The sequence below is a fragment of the Achromobacter sp. FW305-C-28 genome, from assembly GCF_058783235.1.
Window position 1 is genome coordinate 200,776 of sequence record NZ_JBYSYL010000006.1, and the last position, 18,670, is coordinate 219,445.

Annotated in this window: 16 protein-coding genes; 7 read left to right on the top strand and 9 right to left on the bottom strand. The window is 67.5% G+C overall.

All coding sequences use genetic code 11. The annotated features are described in order from the left end of the window. The first annotated feature begins 69 nt into the window (after positions 1-69). A complete protein-coding gene (locus AC3WMR_RS17000; RefSeq protein WP_492264087.1) occupies positions 70-1,629 on the top strand; it encodes an acetolactate synthase large subunit in 1,560 nt (519 codons plus the stop codon). Between the two features lie 56 nt (positions 1,630-1,685). Here AC3WMR_RS17000 and AC3WMR_RS17005 read toward each other — a convergent pair whose 3' ends face one another. The 8 genes from AC3WMR_RS17005 to AC3WMR_RS17040 form a co-directional block, all read right to left on the bottom strand. Next, the gene (locus AC3WMR_RS17005) at positions 1,686-2,408 is read right to left on the bottom strand and encodes an ABC transporter ATP-binding protein (protein ID WP_492264086.1); all 723 of its coding nucleotides are present in this window, start codon (positions 2,406-2,408) and stop codon (positions 1,686-1,688) included. Next, positions 2,396-3,184 (bottom strand): ABC transporter ATP-binding protein, encoded by a 789-nt coding sequence (locus tag AC3WMR_RS17010; protein WP_492264085.1) that lies wholly within the window; start codon positions 3,182-3,184, stop codon positions 2,396-2,398. Before AC3WMR_RS17010 ends, AC3WMR_RS17005 begins: the two co-directional genes overlap by 13 nt. Next, entirely contained in the window at positions 3,177-4,208 is a 1,032-nt protein-coding gene (locus AC3WMR_RS17015) for a branched-chain amino acid ABC transporter permease (RefSeq protein WP_492264084.1), read from the bottom strand. Before AC3WMR_RS17015 ends, AC3WMR_RS17010 begins: the two co-directional genes overlap by 8 nt. Before the next feature lie 2 nt (positions 4,209-4,210). After that, on the bottom strand, positions 4,211-5,092 hold the full coding sequence (locus AC3WMR_RS17020) for a branched-chain amino acid ABC transporter permease (RefSeq protein ID WP_492264083.1): 882 nt from the start codon (positions 5,090-5,092) through the stop codon (positions 4,211-4,213). A 9-nt stretch (positions 5,093-5,101) separates the two neighbouring features. Then, a complete protein-coding gene (locus AC3WMR_RS17025; RefSeq protein WP_492264082.1) occupies positions 5,102-6,262 on the bottom strand; it encodes an ABC transporter substrate-binding protein in 1,161 nt (386 codons plus the stop codon). 31 nt (positions 6,263-6,293) lie between these two features. Next, positions 6,294-7,139 (bottom strand): alpha/beta fold hydrolase, encoded by an 846-nt coding sequence (locus AC3WMR_RS17030; RefSeq protein ID WP_492264081.1) that lies wholly within the window; start codon positions 7,137-7,139, stop codon positions 6,294-6,296. Beyond that, on the bottom strand, positions 7,136-8,695 hold the full coding sequence (locus AC3WMR_RS17035; RefSeq protein ID WP_492264080.1) for a benzoate-CoA ligase family protein: 1,560 nt from the start codon (positions 8,693-8,695) through the stop codon (positions 7,136-7,138). The genes AC3WMR_RS17030 and AC3WMR_RS17035 overlap by 4 nt, the downstream gene beginning before the upstream one ends. A gap of 106 nt (positions 8,696-8,801) precedes the next feature. Beyond that, positions 8,802-9,272 carry a DUF4863 family protein gene (locus tag AC3WMR_RS17040; RefSeq protein WP_492264079.1) on the bottom strand — a complete coding sequence of 157 codons (471 nt, stop codon included), beginning with the start codon at positions 9,270-9,272 and terminating at the stop codon, positions 8,802-8,804. A gap of 177 nt (positions 9,273-9,449) precedes the next feature. Here AC3WMR_RS17040 and AC3WMR_RS17045 point away from each other — a divergent pair, with 177 nt between their 5' ends. From AC3WMR_RS17045 to AC3WMR_RS17070, 6 genes are all read left to right on the top strand, one after another. Further along, complete coding sequence (locus tag AC3WMR_RS17045; RefSeq protein WP_025137417.1) at positions 9,450-10,361, top strand: helix-turn-helix transcriptional regulator; 912 nt, start codon at positions 9,450-9,452, stop codon at positions 10,359-10,361. Positions 10,362-10,565: 204 nt separating this feature from the next. Next, positions 10,566-12,224 (top strand): 2,3-epoxybenzoyl-CoA dihydrolase, encoded by a 1,659-nt coding sequence (boxC, locus tag AC3WMR_RS17050; RefSeq protein ID WP_492264078.1) that lies wholly within the window; start codon positions 10,566-10,568, stop codon positions 12,222-12,224. 35 nt (positions 12,225-12,259) lie between these two features. Continuing rightward, the gene (gene boxB / locus AC3WMR_RS17055) at positions 12,260-13,687 is read left to right on the top strand and encodes a benzoyl-CoA 2,3-epoxidase subunit BoxB (RefSeq protein WP_492264077.1); all 1,428 of its coding nucleotides are present in this window, start codon (positions 12,260-12,262) and stop codon (positions 13,685-13,687) included. A gap of 51 nt (positions 13,688-13,738) precedes the next feature. Beyond that, on the top strand, positions 13,739-14,974 hold the full coding sequence (gene boxA / locus AC3WMR_RS17060; RefSeq protein WP_492264076.1) for a benzoyl-CoA 2,3-epoxidase subunit BoxA: 1,236 nt from the start codon (positions 13,739-13,741) through the stop codon (positions 14,972-14,974). Between the two features lie 108 nt (positions 14,975-15,082). Continuing rightward, complete coding sequence (locus tag AC3WMR_RS17065) at positions 15,083-15,523, top strand: MaoC family dehydratase (protein WP_025137421.1); 441 nt, start codon at positions 15,083-15,085, stop codon at positions 15,521-15,523. A 279-nt stretch (positions 15,524-15,802) separates the two neighbouring features. Then, positions 15,803-17,473, top strand: a complete 1,671-nt coding sequence (locus AC3WMR_RS17070; protein ID WP_492264075.1) for a phage tail protein — start codon at positions 15,803-15,805, stop codon at positions 17,471-17,473. A 30-nt stretch (positions 17,474-17,503) separates the two neighbouring features. Here the strand turns inward: AC3WMR_RS17070 and AC3WMR_RS17075 are convergent, their stop codons facing one another. Next, positions 17,504-18,490, bottom strand: coding sequence for a TRAP transporter substrate-binding protein (locus AC3WMR_RS17075; RefSeq protein WP_492264074.1), 987 nt, complete (start codon positions 18,488-18,490; stop codon positions 17,504-17,506). Between the last annotated feature and the right edge of the window lie 180 nt (positions 18,491-18,670).

An 18,670-nucleotide genomic window follows, 5' to 3' on the forward strand; every position in this document is an offset into this window, starting at 1 on the left:
CTACCTATCATGCCAATGGGCCGGCGCGCCGCCGCCGGCCCCAGCCAACAAAACCACCAGGGAAACACGATGAACGGCGCTGACAGTCTTTGCGACACCCTACTTGCCAACGATGTGGACGTCTGCTTTGCCAATCCAGGCACGTCCGAGATGCACTTTGTGGCGGCGCTGGATCGCAAGCCGAAGATGCGCTGCGTGCTGGGCCTGTTCGAAGGCGTGGTGACCGGCGCCGCCGACGGCTACGCCCGCATGGCCGACAAGCCGGCCGCTACCTTGCTGCACCTGGGTCCGGGCCTGGGCAACGGCCTGGCCAACCTGCATAACGCCAAGCGCGCCCGCACCCCGATGGTCAACATCGTGGGCGACCACGCCACCTATCATGTGCAGTACGACGCGCCGCTGACCAGCGACGTCGAAGGCGTGGCGCGGCCGATGTCGCACTGGGTCAAGCGCAGCCTGACCGCCCAGGCCATGTCCGCCGATGCGGCCGAGGCCATTGCCGTGGCGCGCCGCAAGCCGGGCAACATCGCCACGCTGATCTTGCCGGCCGACACCGCCTGGACCGAACTCCCGGCCGACACGCCCGCGCCGGTCAAGGTCACCGACGCCGCCGTGCCGCACACGTCCATCGAGGCCGTGCGCGCCGCTGCCCAGGCGATCCGCAGCGGCGAGGTCACGACCCTGATGCTGGGCGGCGCCGCGCTGCGCGACCGCGCGCTCAATGCCGCTGGCCGCATCGCGCGCGCCACCGGCGTGCGCCTGCTGTCCGAAACGTCCAACCGCCGCATCGAACGCGGCGGCGCGCGCACGCCGGTCGACCGGCTGCCTTACCCCATCGACCTGGCCGTGGCCAAGCTGAAAGACGTGCGCCACCTGGTGCTGGCCGGCGCCAAGGCGCCGGTGGGCTTCTTTGCCTATCCCGGCAAGCCCAGCCTGCTGGCCCCGCCCGATTGCCAGCAAGTGGTGCTGGCCACCGGCGAGCAAGACCTGGCGCATGCGCTGGAATGGCTGGCCGACGAACTGGGTATCGCTGCCGACGCGCCGCGCCTGGCCGCGCCGGCCGCCTCCTACGAGGTGCCGGCCACGGGCAAGCTGACGGGCGCCGCGGTCAATATCCTGGTCGCGCATCACCTTCCCGACAACGCGATCGTCTGCGATGAGTCGATCACCCAGGGCCGCGAATTTCCGATCTACAGCGCCAGCAGCGCCCCGCACGATTGGCTGATGCTGACCGGCGGCGCCATCGGCATCGGCCTGCCGATGGCCGCGGGCGCGGCGGTGGCCTGCCCGGATCGCAAGGTCATCACGCTGCAGGCCGACGGCAGTGGCATGTACACGCTGCAGGCGCTGTGGACGCAGGCGCGCGAAAACCTCGATTGCCTGACGGTGATCCTGGCCAACCGGTCCTACGCCACGCTGCACGGCGAAATGAAGAACGTCGGCGTGCAGGAACCGGGCCGCAATGCGCGCCGCATGCTCGACCTGGAAGAACCCTGCCTGGACTGGACCCACCTGGCGCGCGGCATGGGCGTCGAAGCGGTCAGCGTGGACACGGTCGAAGGCTTCGCCCGTGCGCTGCAAGACGGCCTGAAGCGCCGCGGTCCGTTCCTGATCGAAGCGCTGATCTGACCTGACGGGATAGAGGCAAGCCCCGCCGCGCCGGCCATCGGCACGGCGGGGCTTTTTCATGGTCGGCCCTGGACGCCCAGATAGCGCGTCAACTGTTCCGGTGCGGCCGCCAGCGCAGCGCTGTCGCCATCCTGCGCGATCAGGCCTTTCTCCATCACCAGGCAGCGGTCGGTATGGGCCAGCACCGCGCGGTAGTTGCGATCCACGATCAGGGTGGACATGCCCGTTTCGCGGATGCGCCGGATGATGCGCCAGATCTCGGCCACGATCAGCGGCGCCAGGCCTTCGGTGGCTTCGTCCAGGATCAGCAGGTCGGGGTTGGTCATCAGCGCGCGGCCGATGGCCAGCATCTGCTGTTCGCCGCCGGACAATTGCTGGCCGCCGTGGCCCAGGCGTTCGGCCAGCCGGGGAAAGGTTTCCAGCACACGGTCGTAGTGCCAGTCCTGGCGGCCCTGGACGCCGGCGCGCGCCGCCACCAGCAGGTTCTCGCGCACGCTCAGGTTGGGAAAGATGCCGCGGCCTTCGGGCACGTAGGCGATGCCCAGCCGCGCGATGGCGTGGGGGCGGGCCCGGGTGCAGTCCCGTCCGCGCACGGCGACGTTGCCGCGCGCGCTGGGCACCTGGCCCACCAGGCTGCGGATCAGCGTGGTCTTGCCCATGCCGTTGCGGCCCACCAGGCCCACGGATTCGCCCGCCGCGATGCGCAGGTCGACGCCGCGCAGCACATGGCTGGCGCCGTAATACACATGCAGGCCGCCGGCCTCGATCAATGCGGGCATGCGGGGTCTCCGAAAGCGGGGGCTGCCGCCAGGTCTTCGCCCAGGTAGGCGCTGCGCACCTCGGCGTTGGCGCGGATCGCCGCGGGGCTGCCGCTGGCGATGCTGCTGCCGTTGACCATGACGGTGATGGTGTCGGCGATGCGAAAGACGGCGTCCATGTCGTGTTCCACCAACAGGATCGCGTGGCCGTCCTTCAGCGTCTGCAGCAGGGCCAGGATGCGGTCGGTTTCTTCCGGCCCCATGCCGGCCAGGGGTTCGTCCAGCAGCAGCACCTGCGGTTCGCCCGCCAGGCACATGGCGATTTCCAGCTGGCGCTTGCGGCCGTGCGGCAGCAGGCCGGCCGGCTGCGCGGCGTCGTCCGCCAGGCCGGTGCGGGTCAGCGCCTGTTCGGCCAGCGCCGCGCTGGTCCGGCAGGCCGATGCCGGCCGCCACCAATGCCAGAAGCGCTGGCGCCGCGCTTGCGCGGCCAGGCGGCAATTCTCGAACACGCTCAGTTCGGGAAACAGCGTGGACCGCTGGTAGCTGCGGCCCAGTCCCGCCTGGGCCCGTTCGGGCTGGCTCCAGGCGGTGATGTCGCGGCCGCCCAGCGAGACCTCGCCGCTGGTGGGCGCCAGTTCCCCGGACAGCAGGTTGATCAGCGTCGACTTACCCGCGCCGTTGGTGCCGATGACGGCATGGACTGCGCCGCGTTGCAGCGCCAGCGATACGTCATTGACGGCGGTCAGGCCGCCGAAGCGGCGCGTGATGCCGCGGGCGGCCAGCAGGGGATCAGGCATGGGGCTCTCCCGGTAGGGGCAGGCGCAGCGGCGCCGGGGTGGAGGCGGCGGGCGCGTCGCGGCGCGCACGGCGGCGGCGCCACTGCGCGGGCAGGCCCGCCAGGCCATCGGGCAGCAGGGCGACCAGCGCGATGATGGCCAGGCCCAGCGGCAGGTGCCAGTGGCGCGCGTAATCGCCAAACAGCGCCTGCGACTGGAACAGTTCCTGCAGCAGCACCAGCGCCGCCGTGCCGAGCACCGCGCCGCCCAGGCTGCCCATGCCGCCCAGGATCACCATCAGCAGCACCAGGCCCGACTGTTCCCAGGCCAGCAGCTCGGGCGTGACGAAGCCGTCCTTCAAGGCAAACAGGAATCCGGCCAGGCCCGCCAGCGCGGCGCCGATGACATACGCGGCCAGCTTGTACGGATAGGTCGAATACCCGGCCGCGCGCATGCGCTGTTCGTTGATGCGGATGCCGGCCAGCGCCGCCCCGAAGGGCGAACGCCGCAGCAGGGCCAGAAAGCCCCAGGTCAGCGCCAGGCAGGCGAGCACGAAGAAGTAATACGTAGCGCCCTGGTCCAGGTCGAACGGGCGCCAGCCGCCGACGTCGGCCTGCGGCCGGAAGTACAGGTAGATGCCGTCGCTGCCGCCGCCCGCCTTGGTGTCGTGGAACACGTAATAGGCCATCTGCGCGAAGGCCAGCGTCACCATGATGAAGTACACGCCGCGGGTGCGCAGCGCCAGCGCGCCGGTGATGAGGGCGTAGACGGCCGCGGCCAGTAGCGCCGCAGGCAGCAGCCACCACAGGTTGCCCGTTTCCGATGCCGGCGACAGCAACGCGGCGGCATAGGCGCCGATGCCGAAGAAGGCGGCGTGCCCCAGGCTGACCAGCCCCGCGCCGCCCACCAGCAGTTGCAGGCTCAGCGCGAACACCGCGTAGATCATGATCTTCACGGCCAGCCCGGTGTAGTAGTCGCTGCCGCTCCAGGCGAAGGCCGCCAGCGCCAGCAGGGTCAGGCAGGGAAGGAGTCGGTTCAGCTTCATGATCAGCCCTGTTTGAACAGCCCTTCGGGCTTGCACAGAAGAATGGCGGCCATCAGCACGTACACCAGCACGCCCGCGGCGGCCGGGAACAGCACCTGGCCGAAGGTCTCGACCACGCCCACCAGCATCGCCGCCACGAACGCGCCGCGGATCGACCCGATGCCGCCGATCACCACCACCACGAAGCAGACGATCAGCACGCCGTTGCCCATGCCGGGGTACACCGACGACACCGGCGCGGCAATGCTGCCTGCCAGCGCCGCCAGCGCCACGCCCGCGGCGAACACCAGCCGGTAGAGCTTGTTGATGTCGATGCCCAATGAGCCGGTCATCTCGCGGTTGCTGGCGCCGGCGCGCAACATCATGCCCAGCCGCGTGCGCGCGATGACCCAGTACAAGAGCAACGCCACGCCGATGCCCACGCCCGAGATGAACAGCCGATACACCGGATAGGTCATCACGTCGCCCAGCGCGATGCTGCCTTGCAGCCAGGTGGGCAGCGGCACGCCGTGCACGTCGTTGCCCACCAGGATGCTGCGCAATTCCTCGAACACCAGGATCAGGCCGTAGGTCATCAACACCTGCTGCAGGTGGTTGCGCCGGTACAGGTAGCTGAAGAACGCGGCCTCGAGCAGGTAACCCAGCGCGGCGGCCGCCAGCACGCAGGCCGCCAGCGTGGCCAGGAAGCCGCCGCCCAGCCAGCGGTCCACCGCCGGCCCCAGCGCGAACGCCATGTAGGCGCCGATCATGTAGAAGCTGCCATGGGCCAGGTTGATGATGCCCATGATGCCGAAGATCAGCGTCAGCCCGCTGGCCACCAGGAACAGCAGCAGGCCGTACTGGAAGGCGTTCAGGCTCTGGATGAGCAGGATGCCGGCGTCCATGGGCCTGTCCTAGAGCTTGCAGCCGCGGGCGGGGTCGGCCAGCTTGCGCACGGCCACGTCCACCACCTTGTTTTCCAGCCCGTCGACGCGTCGCAGGTAGATGTCCTGCACCGGGTTGCCGGCGGCCGACAGCGTGAACGGGCCGCGCGGGCTGTCCACCGTGGCGCCGCGCATGGCCCGGCGGAAGTCCGCTTTCTTGGCGAAGTCGCCCTGCACCGCGGTCAGGCCCGATTGCATCAGCTGCGCCGCGTCATAGCCCTGCACCGCATAGACGTCGGGCTGTGCGTTGTAGGCCTTGGCGTAGTCGGCGCGAAAGGCGTTGTCGCGTGGCGTGTTCAGTCCGTCGGCATAGTGCAGCGTGGTCAGGAGACCCTGCGCCGATGCGCCCTGCGCGGGCAGCGTGCCGTCGGTGAGAAAGCCCGAGCCATACAGCGGAATGGTCTTGTCCAGGCCCGCCGCGTGGTAGTCCTGCACGAACTTCACCGCGCCGCCGCCGGCAAAGAAGGTGAACACCATGTCGGGTTTGAGCGCGGCGATCTCGGTCAGGAGCGATTGGAATTCGACGTTGGGGAAGGGCAGGCTCAGTTCCTTGACCACCTTGCCGCCGGCCTGCTCGAAGCCTTCCTTGAAGCCGCCGATGGCCTCGTCGCCGGCCGCGTATTTCCAGGTGATGGTGACTGCCGTCTTGTGGCCGCGCGCCTTGGCCACGGGCCCCATGGCGTAGGCCGGCTGCCAGTTGGTGAACGACGTGCGGAAGATGCCCGGTCCGCACAGCGGGCCGGTGATGGCGTTGGCGCCGGCATTGGTCACGATCAGCGTGGTGTCCGAATCCTTGGCCGCCTTGGCCAGGGCCATCGCCACGCCCGAATGCACGGTGCCGATCAGCACGTCCACCTGGTCGCGCTTGATCAGGCGGTTGGCGTTTTCGGCCGCCTTGGACGGGTTGGATTCGTCGTCCACCTTGAAGTATTCGATCTCGCGCCCGCCCAGCTTGCCGCCCTGTTCGGCGACATACAGCTTGAAGCCGTTCTCGATGGCATTGCCGAGCGCGGCGAAGGTGCCGCTGTAGGGCAGCATGAAACCGACTTTGAGCTTGTCGGCGGCCAGGGCGCCGCTGGCGGCAAGCATCAGGGCGGCGCCTAGCGCGGCCCGGGACAGGGCATGGGTCATGATGGGTCTCCGTACGTTGTTATGGGCTGCCTTACCGGCGGCCGGGTGGGTCCAGCGCGCCGATGAATCCGGCGATGGCCTGGATGACGGTGGCGGGCTGGTCCTTGTGCGGCGAATGGCGGCAGTCGGGAATTTCCAGCAGTTGCGTCTGCGGCGCGGCATCGCGGATGCCGCGGATCTGCGCCAGCGTGCCGTATTCGTCGTCCACGCCTTGCATGGCCAGCACCGGGCAGGTGATGGTGGGCAGGCTGGCCTGGATGTTCCAGGTGGCAAAGGCGGGGTCCAGCCAGATGTCGTTCCAGCCCCGGAAGGCCGAATCCACGTCATCGTGGTGGCGCGCCAGGCGCTCGCGCAGGTCGGTGTCCTGGTAGGCCTGTCGCGCCAGTTGGATACTGGCGAGGCTGCGCGGTTCGACAAAGATATGCGGCGCGGCCACCACCACGCCGGCCACCGCCGACGGATGCAGCGCCGCAAACAGCAGCGCGATCGAGCCGCCGTCACTGTGGCCGAACAGTACCGGCTTGTCCTGCGCGGGGTCGATGCCCAATGCGGCAAACAGCGCGGGCAGGACCTCGGCCGCCTCGCGGTGCATGAAGTCGACGGCGCGTTTTGCGCCTGCGGCCAGGGGCGTGGACCGGCCATAGCCGTGGCGCGAATACACCAGCCCGCGGCAGCCGGCGGCCTCGCAGACCTGCCGCGGCCAGTCTTTCCACATCGATACCGAACCCAGCCCTTCGTGCAGGAACACCAGCAGCGGCGCATCCCTGCGCTGCGGCGCGAGCCAGCGGTATTCCAGGCGCAGGTCGCGGCCCAGCGCGTGCAGGGCGGCCCAGCCGGTATCGCTGGCCAGGACGGCGGAGGCGGTGGCGGCGGTCATAGCGCGGCTTGTTCCAGCTGACGCAGCCGAAAGCGCTGGATCTTGCCGGTGGCGGTCTTGGGCAGCTCGTCGGTGAAATCGATCTGACGCGGATACTTGAAGGGCGCCAGGTGCTGTTTCACATAGCGCTGCAGGTCGGCGCCGGTCTGCGCATCGGGCGCAAAGCCGGGGCGCAGCACCACGTAGGCCTTGGTCTTGACCAGCCCGTCGTGGTCGGGCACGCCGATCACGGCGGCTTCGAGCACGGCCTCGTGCTGCACCAGGATGTTCTCGACCTCGACCGGCGACACATACTGGCCGCTGACCTTGATCATGTCGTCGCTGCGGCCCGCATAGGTGTAGTAGCCGTCGGCGTCGCAGACATACTTGTCGCCGCTTTTCAGCCAGTCGCCCAGGAAGCACTGGCGCGTCTTGTCGCGGTTGTTCCAGTACATCAGCGCGGCGCTGGGGCCCTTGATGTAGAGGTCGCCGATGGCGCCGGCGGCCACCGGGGCGCCATTGTCGTCGCGCAGCTGCACCTCGTAGCCGGGCACCGGTTTGCCGGTGGTGCCGTAGCGCAACTGGCCGGCCTGGTTCGAGATGAAGATGTGCAGCATTTCCGTCGAGCCGATGCCGTCCAGGATCTCGCAGCCGAAATGGCGCGTGAAGCGTTCGCCGATGTCGCGCGGCAAGGCCTCGCCGGCCGAGGTGCAGACCCGCATGGCGACCTGCGCACGCGGCGGCAGGTCGGGCGCGGCCAGCATGCTCGCGTACAGCGTGGGTACGCCGTAGAACACGGTCGGGCGGTGGCGTGTCAGGCGCTGGAACACGGCCTGGGGAGTCGGGCGTTCGGCCATCAGCACCACCGTGGCGCCGACCGACAGCGGAAACGTCAGGCCGTTGCCCAGGCCATACGCAAAGAACAGCTTGGCCGCGGAAAACGCCACGTCGTCCTCGCGGATGCCCAGCACCGGCTTGGCATACAGCTCGGCCGTGTGCCACAGGTTGCCGTGGGTATGCACCACGCCCTTGGGCTTGCCGGTCGACCCCGACGAATACAGCCAGAACGCGATTTCGTCGGACAGCGTGCGCACGGCCGGCGCCAGCGGCGCCGCGGCCAGCAGCGCGTCCAGGTCATGCGCGCCAGCCGGCAGCGGCGCGGCGGGTTGCGAGACCACCAGGTGCTCGACCTCGCCGGGCGCCTGCGCCAGCGCGGCCTGCAATGTCGGCAGCAGCGCGTCGGACACGAAGGCGGCCCGCACCCGGCTGTGGCTCAGGATGTAGGCATAGTCGTCGGCCGTCAGCAGCGTATTCACGGCCACCGGCACCACGCCCGCGTGCAGCGCGCCCAGGAACGCCACCGGCCAATCCACCGTGTCCTGCATCAGCAGCAGCACGCGCTCTTCGCGCCGCAGGCCCAGCTGCCGCAGCGCGCCCGCCATGCGCGCCACGCGCTCGGCCAGTTCGCCGTAGGTCAGCTGACGGGTGTCGTCGATGTAGGCCGTCTTGGCGGCGCGCGGCGCGTTCAGGGCCGCCAGGTGACTGGCGAAATTCAATTCGGCGGGACAGGCATTCACGGTGGTCTCCTGGTGTTCTGGCGGGCGTTGGGCCCGGGCCTGTGGTCGGCCCTTGTCGGCATTGCGGGCCATGCTGGCGCTCAGGGCCGCATGACGGGGTGGGGGTTCAGGGGCGCGCGAAATCGATGGCGCCGCCGGGCAGCAGGTACAGCACCAGCGCGCGGCCTTGCGTGACTGTCGGCGCATGCGCGCTGCCGGGGCCATAGACCAGCCAGCCGGCGCCGTGGCCGTCGAAGCGGGCCTGGGCGGTCAGCGGCATGATCATGTCGATTTCGCCGTTGGGGTGGGCGTGGTGCGGACCCGCCAGGTCGTCCATGTCGACCACGTCGACCGAACAGCCGGCCAGATCGTCGGCCGGCTTGATGACGCGGCCGTAGCGGATGCCGCCGCCTTCGCGGTTGCACATCCAGCCGTCGGCCACGCCTTGCCTACAGGCGCTGAAGATGTCGGCGTACAGGGGGCTGCCGGGGCCGGCATCGCGGTTCAGGCGGTCTTGCAGGGCGCCGTCCAGCGCCTGCCCCGCCATCAGGTCGGTGACCTGGCGCATCAGGGCGTGGAATCGTTCAGGCGTGCTCACCGTATCTCCTCCTTTACACTGTCGGCGCGTCAAGCGGGATGCAATCCAGTGCTGTTTTGTCGCACCTGACACGCTGTTGAAGCTGTTGGAGGAAAAATAGTGCTTCCATTGATCCGGGTCAAGCACTATAGTGCATAAATCGAGTGTTATCAGGGTATTTGCGGAGTCAGCTACACCATGAACCAAGCGCTAGACGCGGCGCCATCCGAAGAACCCCAACGCGAAGCCTTCCTGGTCGCCCTGGGCGAGCGAGTACGCCGCCTGCGGGCCATCCGCGGCATGACACGCAAGGGCCTGTCGCAGGTAACGGGCGTGTCCGAGCGCCACCTGGCCAACCTCGAACACGGGGTCGGCAATGCTTCGATCCTGGTATTGCTGCAAATTGCCAAGGCCTTCAATTGCGCGTTGGCCGAACTGGTCGGTGACGTCACCACCGAATCGCCCGACTGGCTGCTGATCCGCGAATTGCTCAGCGGCCGCACCGAATCCGACCTGCAACGGGCGCGGGAAGCCCTGACGCAGCTGTTCGGCGTGGGCGCCGGCGCGCAGCGGCCCAACCGCACCCAGCGCGTGGCGCTGATCGGCCTGCGCGGCGCCGGCAAGTCGACGCTGGGCCAGATGCTGGCCGACGACCTGGGCTACCCCTTTGTCGAGCTGAACCGCGAAATCGAACGCGTGGCCGGCTGCAGCATCCTGGAAATCCACAATCTGTACGGCCCCAATGCCTATCGCCGCTACGAGCGCCGCGCGCTCGAAGAGGCCGTGCAGATCTACCCCGAAATGGTGCTGGCCACCCCCGGCGGCCTGGTGTCCGAACCGGCGACGCTCAACCTGCTGCTGGCCCATTGCTATACGGTGTGGCTGCGCGCCACCCCCGAAGAGCACATGGGCCGGGTCATGGCGCAGGGCGACTTTCGCCCCATGTCGGGCAACAACGAGGCCATGGCCGATCTCAAGCGCATCCTGGCCGGTCGCGAGGCCTTCTACGCCAAGGCCGACCTGACCTGGGTCACCAGCCACCTCGAGGTGCAAGAAAGCTTCGCCGGCCTGCGGACCCAGGTGCGCAAGGCCTGCGGCCTGCCGTTGTAGCGGTCGGTGCACCGGCAGGTTTGTGCCAGGGCCGCCCTTTTGGGCGGCCTTGCTCATTGCGGCGGCCGAAACGCGCTCGCCGCCTGAAAACTGCACTTTTATGCATCTTTTGCTTGACGCTGATTTTCGCCTGCACTAATCTGCATAATAATTCATCTAATGCAGTATTTTTCCTATACGCCAGGGTGCACAAGGAGACAAGCGATGAGCAGCACAGCCAACCAGGTCGATTTTCGGACCGACCCCGCCCAGTACCGCCATTGGCGCCTGACGTTCGACGGCCCGGTGGCCACCTTGGCGATGGACGTCGCCGAAGACGGCGGCCTGCGTCCCGGCTACAAGCTCAAGCTCAATTCGTACGACCTGGGCGTGGACATCGAACTGCACGACGCCCTGCAGCGCATCCGCTTCGAGCACCCGGAAGTGCGCAGCGTGGTCGTCACCAGCATGAAAGACCGCATCTTCTGTTCGGGCGCCAATATCTTCATGCTGGGCCTGTCGTCACACGCCTGGAAGGTGAACTTCTGCAAGTTCACCAACGAAACCCGTAACGGCATCGAAGACTCCAGCCGCCACGGCGGCCTGAAGTTCATCGCCGCGCTCAACGGCGCCTGCGCGGGCGGCGGCTACGAGCTGGCGTTGGCCTGCGACGAGATCCTGTTGATCGACGACCGCTCGTCGTCGGTCGCCTTGCCCGAAGTGCCGCTGCTGGGCGTGCTGCCCGGCACCGGCGGCCTGACCCGCGTGACCGACAAGCGCCGGGTGCGCCACGATCACGCCGATATCTTTTGCACCCTGGTCGAAGGCGTGCGCGGCCAGCGCGCCAAGGACTGGCGACTGGTCGACGACGTGGTCAAGCCGGCCCAGTTCGAGGCCGCGGTGCGCGCGCGCGCGCTGGCGCTGGCCGAAGGCAGCGGCCGCCCGCAGGGCGAGACCGGCGTGGCGCTGACGCCGTTGATGCGTGAAGCAAGCGCCGATGCCTTGTCGTACCGCTATGTCGACGTGCAGCTCGACCGGGCCCGCCGCCAGGCCACCTGGACCGTGCGCGCGCCATTTGCGCCCGTGGAATCCGAACTGCCGGACATCCTGGCCGCCGGCGCCGCCTGGTGGCCCTTGCAGATGGCGCGCGAGCTGGACGACGCCATCCTGTCCCTGCGCACGAACGAGCTGGATATTGGCACCTGGATCCTCAAGACCGAAGGGGACGCGCAGGCGGTGCTGGCGGCCGATGCCGCCCTGCAACGCCATGCAGACCACTGGTTCGTGCGCGAAACCGCCGGCCTGCTGCGCCGCACGCTGGCACGGCTGGACGTGACCTCGCGCAGCCTGTTCGCGCTGATCGAACCCGGTTCGTGCTTTGCCGGCACGCTGCTTGAACTGGCCCTGGCCGCCGACCGCAGCTACATGCTGGACAGCGAAGCGGGCGAGGCCGCCGCCAGCCTGATCGTGGGCGAGGCCAACTTCGGCGCCTATCCGATGGTCAATGGCCAGAGCCGCCTGCAACGGCGCTTCTACGAAGAAGCGCCGCCGCTGGACGCGGTGCGCGCCCGCGCCGGCCAGCCGCTGGCGGCCAAGGACGCCCTGGCGCTGGGCCTGGTGACCTTTGCCCCGGACAGCATCGACTGGGACGACGAGGTCCGCATGGTGCTGGAAGAACGCCGCGCGCTGTCGCCTGATGCGCTCACCGGCCTGGAAGCCAACCTGCGCTTCGGCGGCCGCGAAACCATGGAAACGCGCATCTTCGGCCGGCTGACCGCCTGGCAGAACTGGATTTTCAACCGTCCCAACGCCGCGGGCGAAAAGGGTGCGCTCAAGCTTTACGGCAAAGGCGAGCAGGCGACATTCGACTGGAACCGCGTCTGAGCGGCCCACGATCAAAAAGAACCAGGAGCGAGACAATGTCAGGCATCAACTACACCGACAAGATCCCCAATAACGTCAACCTGTCCGGCGACCGCACGCTGCAACGCGCGCTGGAACACTGGCAGCCGAACTACCTGCAATGGTGGCAGGACATGGGGCCGGACGGCTCGCATGGCTTCGACGTGTACCTGCGCACCGCCGTCAGCGTCGAACCCGACGGCTGGGCGCATTTCAACCACGTGCGCATGCCGGATTACCGCTGGGGCATATTCCTGGCGCCGCAGGACGGCCAGCGCAAGATCCACTTCGGTGAAAACATCGGCCGCGACGTGTGGCAGGACGTGCCTGGCGAACACCGCGCCAACCTGCGCCGCATCATCGTCACGCAGGGCGACACTGAGCCTGCGTCGATCGAACAGCAGCGCCACCTGGGCCTGACCGCGCCGTCGCAATACGACCTGCGCAACCTGTTCCAGATCAACGTCGAAGAAGGCCGCCACCTGTGGGCCATGGTGTACCTGCTGCACCGTTACTTCGGCCGTGATGGCCGCGAAGAGGCCGACGCACTGCTGCAACGCACGTCGGGCGATTCGGACAACCCGCGCATCCTGGGCGCCTTCAATGAAAAGACGCCCGACTGGCTGGCGTTTTACATGTTCACCTATTTCACCGACCGCGACGGCAAGTTCCAACTGTGCGCGCTGGCTGAATCCAGTTTCGACCCACTGGCCCGCACCACCAAGTTCATGCTCACCGAAGAAGCCCACCACATGTTCGTGGGCGAATCCGGCATCTCGCGCGTCATCCAGCGCACCTGCGAAGTGATGAACCAGTTGAAGACCGACGACCCGGCCAGCGTGCGCGCGGCCGGCGTGATCGACCTGCCCACTATCCAGCGCTACCTGAATTTCCACTACAGCGTCACCATCGACCTGTTCGGCGCCGACCAATCGTCCAACGCCGCCATCTTCTACGGCTCGGGCCTGAAGGGGCGCTACGAAGAAAGCAAACGCACCGATGACCACCAGCTCAAGAACGACACCTACCGCGTGCTGACGGTCAACAACGGCAAGCTTGGCGAAGCCGAGGTGCCGATGCTCAATGCCCTGAACGAAGTGCTGCGCGACGACTTCATCCGCGACTCGGTCGCCGGTATCGGCCGCTGGAACAAAGTCATCGAAAAAAGCGGCATTGCGTTTCGCCTGCAAGTGCCGCACAAGGCCTTCAACCGCCAGATCGGCACGCTGGCCGGCATCCGCATGTCGCCCGAAGGCGAGGTGCTGTCCGAAGCGCAGTGGCAGGCCCACCGGCACCAGTGGCTGCCCACGCCCGAAGACCGCGAATTCGTGGCCTCGTTGATGGGCCGCGTCACCGAGCCGGGCAAGTTCGCCAACTGGATCGCGCCGCCAGTCATGGGCGTGAACCGCCAGCCGGTGAATTTCGAGTACGTCCGTTTCAACTGAGGCCCGGCGGCGGCGCGCGGCGCCGCCGCGGTGCGTATTGGGATGACCGCGATGAACGCAGCCCTGCCCGTAGATGTCCTGAAGCAGCATCTCATCGATCCCGAGATCTGCATCCGCTGCAATACCTGCGAAGAAACCTGTCCGGTCGACGCGATCACGCACGACAGCAACAACTACGTGGTCGACCCCGACATCTGCAACGGTTGCATGGCCTGTGTGCCACCGTGCCCGACCGGGTCCATCGACAACTGGCGCCTGGTCGTGCGCGCCCAGGCCTACACGCTGGCGGACCAGCTGGGCTGGGATGAACTACCGCGCGAACAAGCGCTGCCCGAGGTTACTGCGGCGGTCTTGCCGCCGGCCAATGCCGCCGCACCGGAGCCGCCCGCGAACGTCGCCTACACGGCGGCCGGCGCCAGCGTGCCGCCCTGGTCGGCGGCGCATCCCTATGTCAACCTCTACACCCACAAGACCCCCGTCACCGCGACCGTGGTGGGCAACTACCGCGTCACCGGCGCGGACACCGACAGCGACATCCACCACCTCGTGCTGGACTTCGGCGAACTGCCGTTCCCGGTGCTGGAAGGCCAGTCGATCGGCATCCTGCCGCCGGGCGTCGATGCGCAGGGCCGGCCGCACCACGCGCGCCAATATTCGCTGGCCAGCCCGCGCGATGGCGAACGCGCCGGCTACAACAACCTGTCGCTGACCGTGAAACGCGTCACCGAAGACCATCAGGGCAACGCTGCCCACGGGGTATGTTCGAATTACCTTTGCGACCTGGTCAAGCACGATACGGTGCAAGTCATCGGCCCTTTCGGCCAGACCTTCCTGATGCCCAATCATCCGCGGGCCAACCTCATCATGATCTGCACGGGCACCGGTTCGGCGCCGATGCGCGCCATGACCGAGCGCTATCGGCGTCGCATCGATACCGGCGAGAACGGCCGGCTGATGCTGTTCTTCGGCGCCCGCACCGAGCGCGAGCTGCCGTACTTCGGCCCGCTGATGAAACTGCCGCGCGACTTCATCGACATCAATCTGGCGCTGTCGCGCGAAGCGGGCCAGCCCAAGCGCTATGTGCAGGACATGATCCGCGAGCGGGCCGCCGATGTGCTGGGCTTGCTGGCGGACCGCAACACCTGCATCTACGTGTGCGGATTGAAGGGCATGGAAGTCGGCGTGCTGGACGCGCTGCGTGATGTGACGATGCAATCGGGGCAGGATTGGACTATCCTGCATGACGTGTTGCGCCGCGAGGGGCGGCTGCACTTCGAAACCTACTGACGTCGAGATTCATCGACTCGGAACCGGCGCGGCAAGACTGGGCAAGCCTGGCACGGCAAGCCCGACCTGCTTTGGCGCGCCGCTTGCATCACGAGGGGAAGTCCACCCATGAAGTTCGCCGATTTCAAGGACGGCATGCTGATCAAGGCCGGTCCTGTCACCATCACCGAAGCCGAGATTCTCGAGTTCGCCCGCAAGTACGATCCCCAATGGTTCCACACCGACGTCCAGCGCGCCGCCGAAGGCCGCTGGGGCGGCCTCATCGCCAGCGGCTGGCACACCTGCGCGCTGGCCATGCGCATGGCGGTGGACTCGGCGCTGCACGATTCCGAATCCTTCGGCTCGCCCGGGCTGGGCGAAGTGCGCTGGCGCACGCCGGTGCGTCCCGGCGACCAACTGCGGCTGGAGGCCCGTGTGCAGGGCGTGCGCACGTCGTCGTCGCGTCCCGACCTGGGCATCATCACCTGGGCCTGGACGGTGCTGAACCAGCACGATGAAGGCGTGCTGGAACTGGACGCCACCAGCCTGTTCGACTTGTCCGGAGACTGATTCCGTCCGAGGTGTCGGACGGTTCGCACACCGCGTCCGTCATCCGCGCACGCCATGTCGCAGTTCGCTTGCCGCGGAAAGTGCTAGCCGCCTAACATGACTGCGTCGTGGGCGAATTGCGTCCATTGATCCCGAAAGCCCGCCCAGGACACTGAGCGGGCTTTTTGCATGGGGCCAATGAATCCGGCATCGCCCCAGCCATGTATCGCCCACCCGCATTGTGCCGGTGGGCTTTTTTTATACGGCGGCACTGCCGCGTTCTGTCTTCAAGGGCCCCTCATGCAAATCCTCAAACCCATCAAGGTCGGCCAGGCGCCGAACGACCAGACCGGCGATACCTTGCGCGACGCCATGGTCGTCGTGAACGAGAACTTCACCAAGACCCGTAGCGGCGTCGATGCCGTGGAAGTCGCGGCGGCCGCCGCGCAGCGCAAGGCCGATGCTGCCATTGCCGCCACGGAAAAAGGCGCGTCCGGCGGCGTGACGCCGCTGGACGCCGCCGGCAAGGTGCCGGCCGCGCATCTGCCGGAACCCGCCATTCCGCTGGCACAGAAAGCGGCGCCGGGCGGTGTCGCGCCCCTGGACGAAGGCAGCCGCGTGCCGGTCGATTTCCTGCCGATCACGGAACCGGCCGTGCCGTTGGCGCAAAAGGGCCAGCCTGGCGGCGTCGCCACGCTGGCCGCAGACGGCAAGATCGCGCCGGTGCAATTGCCCGACCTGATTCCCGCCGCTGAAAAGGCACAGCCGAACGGCGTTGCCACCTTGGCGGCGGACGGTCGGATCGTGGCGGGCCAGTTACCCGCGTTGATACCTGCCGCCGACAAGGGCCGACCCGGCGGCGTGCCGACGCTGGACGCCGAAGGCCGTGTGCCCGCTGCGCAATTGCCGGCGATGCAGGATGCCGTGCCGCTTGCTGAAAAAGGGCAGCCCGGCGGCGTGGCGACGTTGGCCGCCGATGGCCGCGTACCCGTCACGCAATTGCCGCCGATCGACAGCATTCCGCTCGGTTTCGTGACGTGGTGGCCGAGCCGTACGGCGATCCCCGCCGGTTGGGCACCGCTGGACGGGCAGGTGATCAATCGGGCGACGTATCCGGATATGTGGGCGAGCGTGCAGGCGGGTAAATTCCCGGTGGTGCCAGAGGCGACTTGGCAAAACGATGCCTCGGTTCGGGCCAGCTACACGACCGGTGACGGCACGACCACGCTGCGCCTGCCTGACCTGAATGGTAAGTCGGCCGCGGCGCTGGGGGCAGTCGTGTTGCGAGGCGATGGGGCGTTGTCGGCGGGTACTTCCGGGGTGATCCAGCGCGATGCGATGCAATTGGTGACGGGGGAACAAGCCTTTACCTATGGCGTGATTTCCGGCCCGGGCACCGGCCCATTCTCGAAAAGTGCGCAAGGGGATCGGGTGTTTCGATCCTCGCCGCCGTACTCCCTTGAGTTCTATGGTGATACGTTGAGATTCGACAATTCGCTGGGTGCGCGTACGGCGACTGAGACCCGTCCGTTGAATGCCACCGGTTGTTGGGTGGTCAAGCTGTTCGGCGTCGTGAGTAACGTGGGCGCGTTGGATGTGGCGCAACTGGCCTCCGACCTTGCCCAGGCGCAGTCTGCGATTCAACAATTGAAGAGCCAGGTATTCGGCGCCGGGCAAACGCTGCGGCAGCGCACCACGGTATTGCGTACGTGGTATCAGAACACGACGGGTCGTCCCATCATGGTGGGATCGCGCTTCATCGGGACCGCTGCCGGAACTCTCGTTGTTGCCGGGTATCTCAACAATGCCCCCAATTCCACCGGGGTGGTTACCTCTCACTATGAAACCATCCCAGGTGGATACGTAGACATGCGATGTGGATTCACCATGCAGGTTCCCCCCGGTTTATGGTGGACGGTCGATGGGCTGAACATGGATGTCGAGGCGGGTTTCAGCTGGGAATACGCCTGACGCCTTATCGCCGACGGCCGCCTTATCGCCTCACGGCCGCCGCATCGCCTTCAGGATATTCACCCCGTCCGGCCCCGCCGCAGCCTCCCACTGCTTCACCGAATCCGCCGCCGCATCCTTCAACGCCTTCCTCACCGGCATCGGCACCGCCGTATCGATCGTCACGCCGTTCTTGCGCATGTTCGCGTAGTTCTGCTGCAGCCTGCCTTCAATGCGCTTCCATTGCTCGGCCTCGGTCTGGGCGGCGGCCTGGTCGATGGCGCGGCGCGACTTCGCATCCAGCGCCTGGTAGGCCTGCAGGTTCATCGTAGCCACCGATACCGGCATGGCGTAGTTGATCTCGGCAAAGCGCGGCAGGTGTTCCCACAGCTTGCGGCCCGCGCCGCCGTCGCCTGACGACAGCACCGCGTTGACCTCGCCCGAGGCGATGCGCGGCATGGCGTCGGCGAACGAAATGTTCTGGGCCCGCGCGCCCGCCTTCTGCATCACGTCCTGCGACGTGGTGTCGTACGTACGGATGCTCAGCGCCTTCAGCGCCGCCACGCTGTCCACTTTCTCTTTGGACCAGATGCCCGAGGCCGGCCAGGGCGTGGTGTAGAGCAGCTTCTGGCCGTGCGCGGCCAGCAGCTTTTCATAGGCGGGGCGGGCGGACTTGTTCAAGGCGCGCGCCTTGCTCAGCGAGTCGGCCAGGAAGGGCAGCGACGACACGCCGAACAGCGGGTACTTCGCCGCCAGGGCGCCGGCAAAGGCGTCGCCGGCATCGACCTTGCGTGCTTGCACGGCATCGATCATGTCGCCGGACTTGATGCCGCGCGCGGCATCGAAACTGGCGTCGATGAGCACCTGGCCGCCGCTCTTGCCACGTACCAGCTCGGCAAAGGTGGACACGCCTTGCCCGGGCATCGAGGTGGCCGGGTATTCGGTGGTCATGGTCAGGGTGGTGGCGGCAAAGGCGCCGTGGCCCGCAAAAGCGATGGCCACGCCGGCCCACAGGCGGAGAGGGGAACTGCCGAGCATGCGCGACTCCTGGTCGTGATGGGAAAGTCGGGGTCGGGCGGGCCGGCGCCAGGCCATTGCCGCAAAGCGTACGGCAAGGCAAGTGCCTCGGCTAGTGCCTGATTACCCTACGTAACGCACGGCCAGTGGATCGAGCGCATGAAAAAAGCCGCCCATGGGGCGGCTTGCCGGCTCAGGCAA

Bases quoted from the DNA above. Each gene is read 5' to 3' on its own strand.
- AC3WMR_RS17015 (WP_492264084.1), bottom strand. From the start codon at position 4,208: ATGAAGCTGAACCGACTCCTTCCCTGCCTGACCCTGCTGGCGCTGGCG.
- AC3WMR_RS17025 (WP_492264082.1), bottom strand. From the start codon at position 6,262: ATGACCCATGCCCTGTCCCGGGCCGCGCTAGGCGCCGCCCTGATGCTT.
- boxC (WP_492264078.1), top strand. From the start codon at position 10,566: ATGAGCAGCACAGCCAACCAGGTCGATTTTCGGACCGACCCCGCCCAG.
- AC3WMR_RS17065 (WP_025137421.1), top strand. From the start codon at position 15,083: ATGAAGTTCGCCGATTTCAAGGACGGCATGCTGATCAAGGCCGGTCCT.
- AC3WMR_RS17030 (WP_492264081.1), bottom strand. From the start codon at position 7,139: ATGACCGCCGCCACCGCCTCCGCCGTCCTGGCCAGCGATACCGGCTGG.
- AC3WMR_RS17070 (WP_492264075.1), top strand. From the start codon at position 15,803: ATGCAAATCCTCAAACCCATCAAGGTCGGCCAGGCGCCGAACGACCAG.
- AC3WMR_RS17045 (WP_025137417.1), top strand. From the start codon at position 9,450: ATGAACCAAGCGCTAGACGCGGCGCCATCCGAAGAACCCCAACGCGAA.
- AC3WMR_RS17000 (WP_492264087.1), top strand. From the start codon at position 70: ATGAACGGCGCTGACAGTCTTTGCGACACCCTACTTGCCAACGATGTG.
- AC3WMR_RS17010 (WP_492264085.1), bottom strand. From the start codon at position 3,184: ATGCCTGATCCCCTGCTGGCCGCCCGCGGCATCACGCGCCGCTTCGGC.
- boxB (WP_492264077.1), top strand. From the start codon at position 12,260: ATGTCAGGCATCAACTACACCGACAAGATCCCCAATAACGTCAACCTG.
- AC3WMR_RS17020 (WP_492264083.1), bottom strand. From the start codon at position 5,092: ATGGACGCCGGCATCCTGCTCATCCAGAGCCTGAACGCCTTCCAGTAC.
- AC3WMR_RS17075 (WP_492264074.1), bottom strand. From the start codon at position 18,490: ATGCTCGGCAGTTCCCCTCTCCGCCTGTGGGCCGGCGTGGCCATCGCT.
- boxA (WP_492264076.1), top strand. From the start codon at position 13,739: ATGAACGCAGCCCTGCCCGTAGATGTCCTGAAGCAGCATCTCATCGAT.
- AC3WMR_RS17005 (WP_492264086.1), bottom strand. From the start codon at position 2,408: ATGCCCGCATTGATCGAGGCCGGCGGCCTGCATGTGTATTACGGCGCC.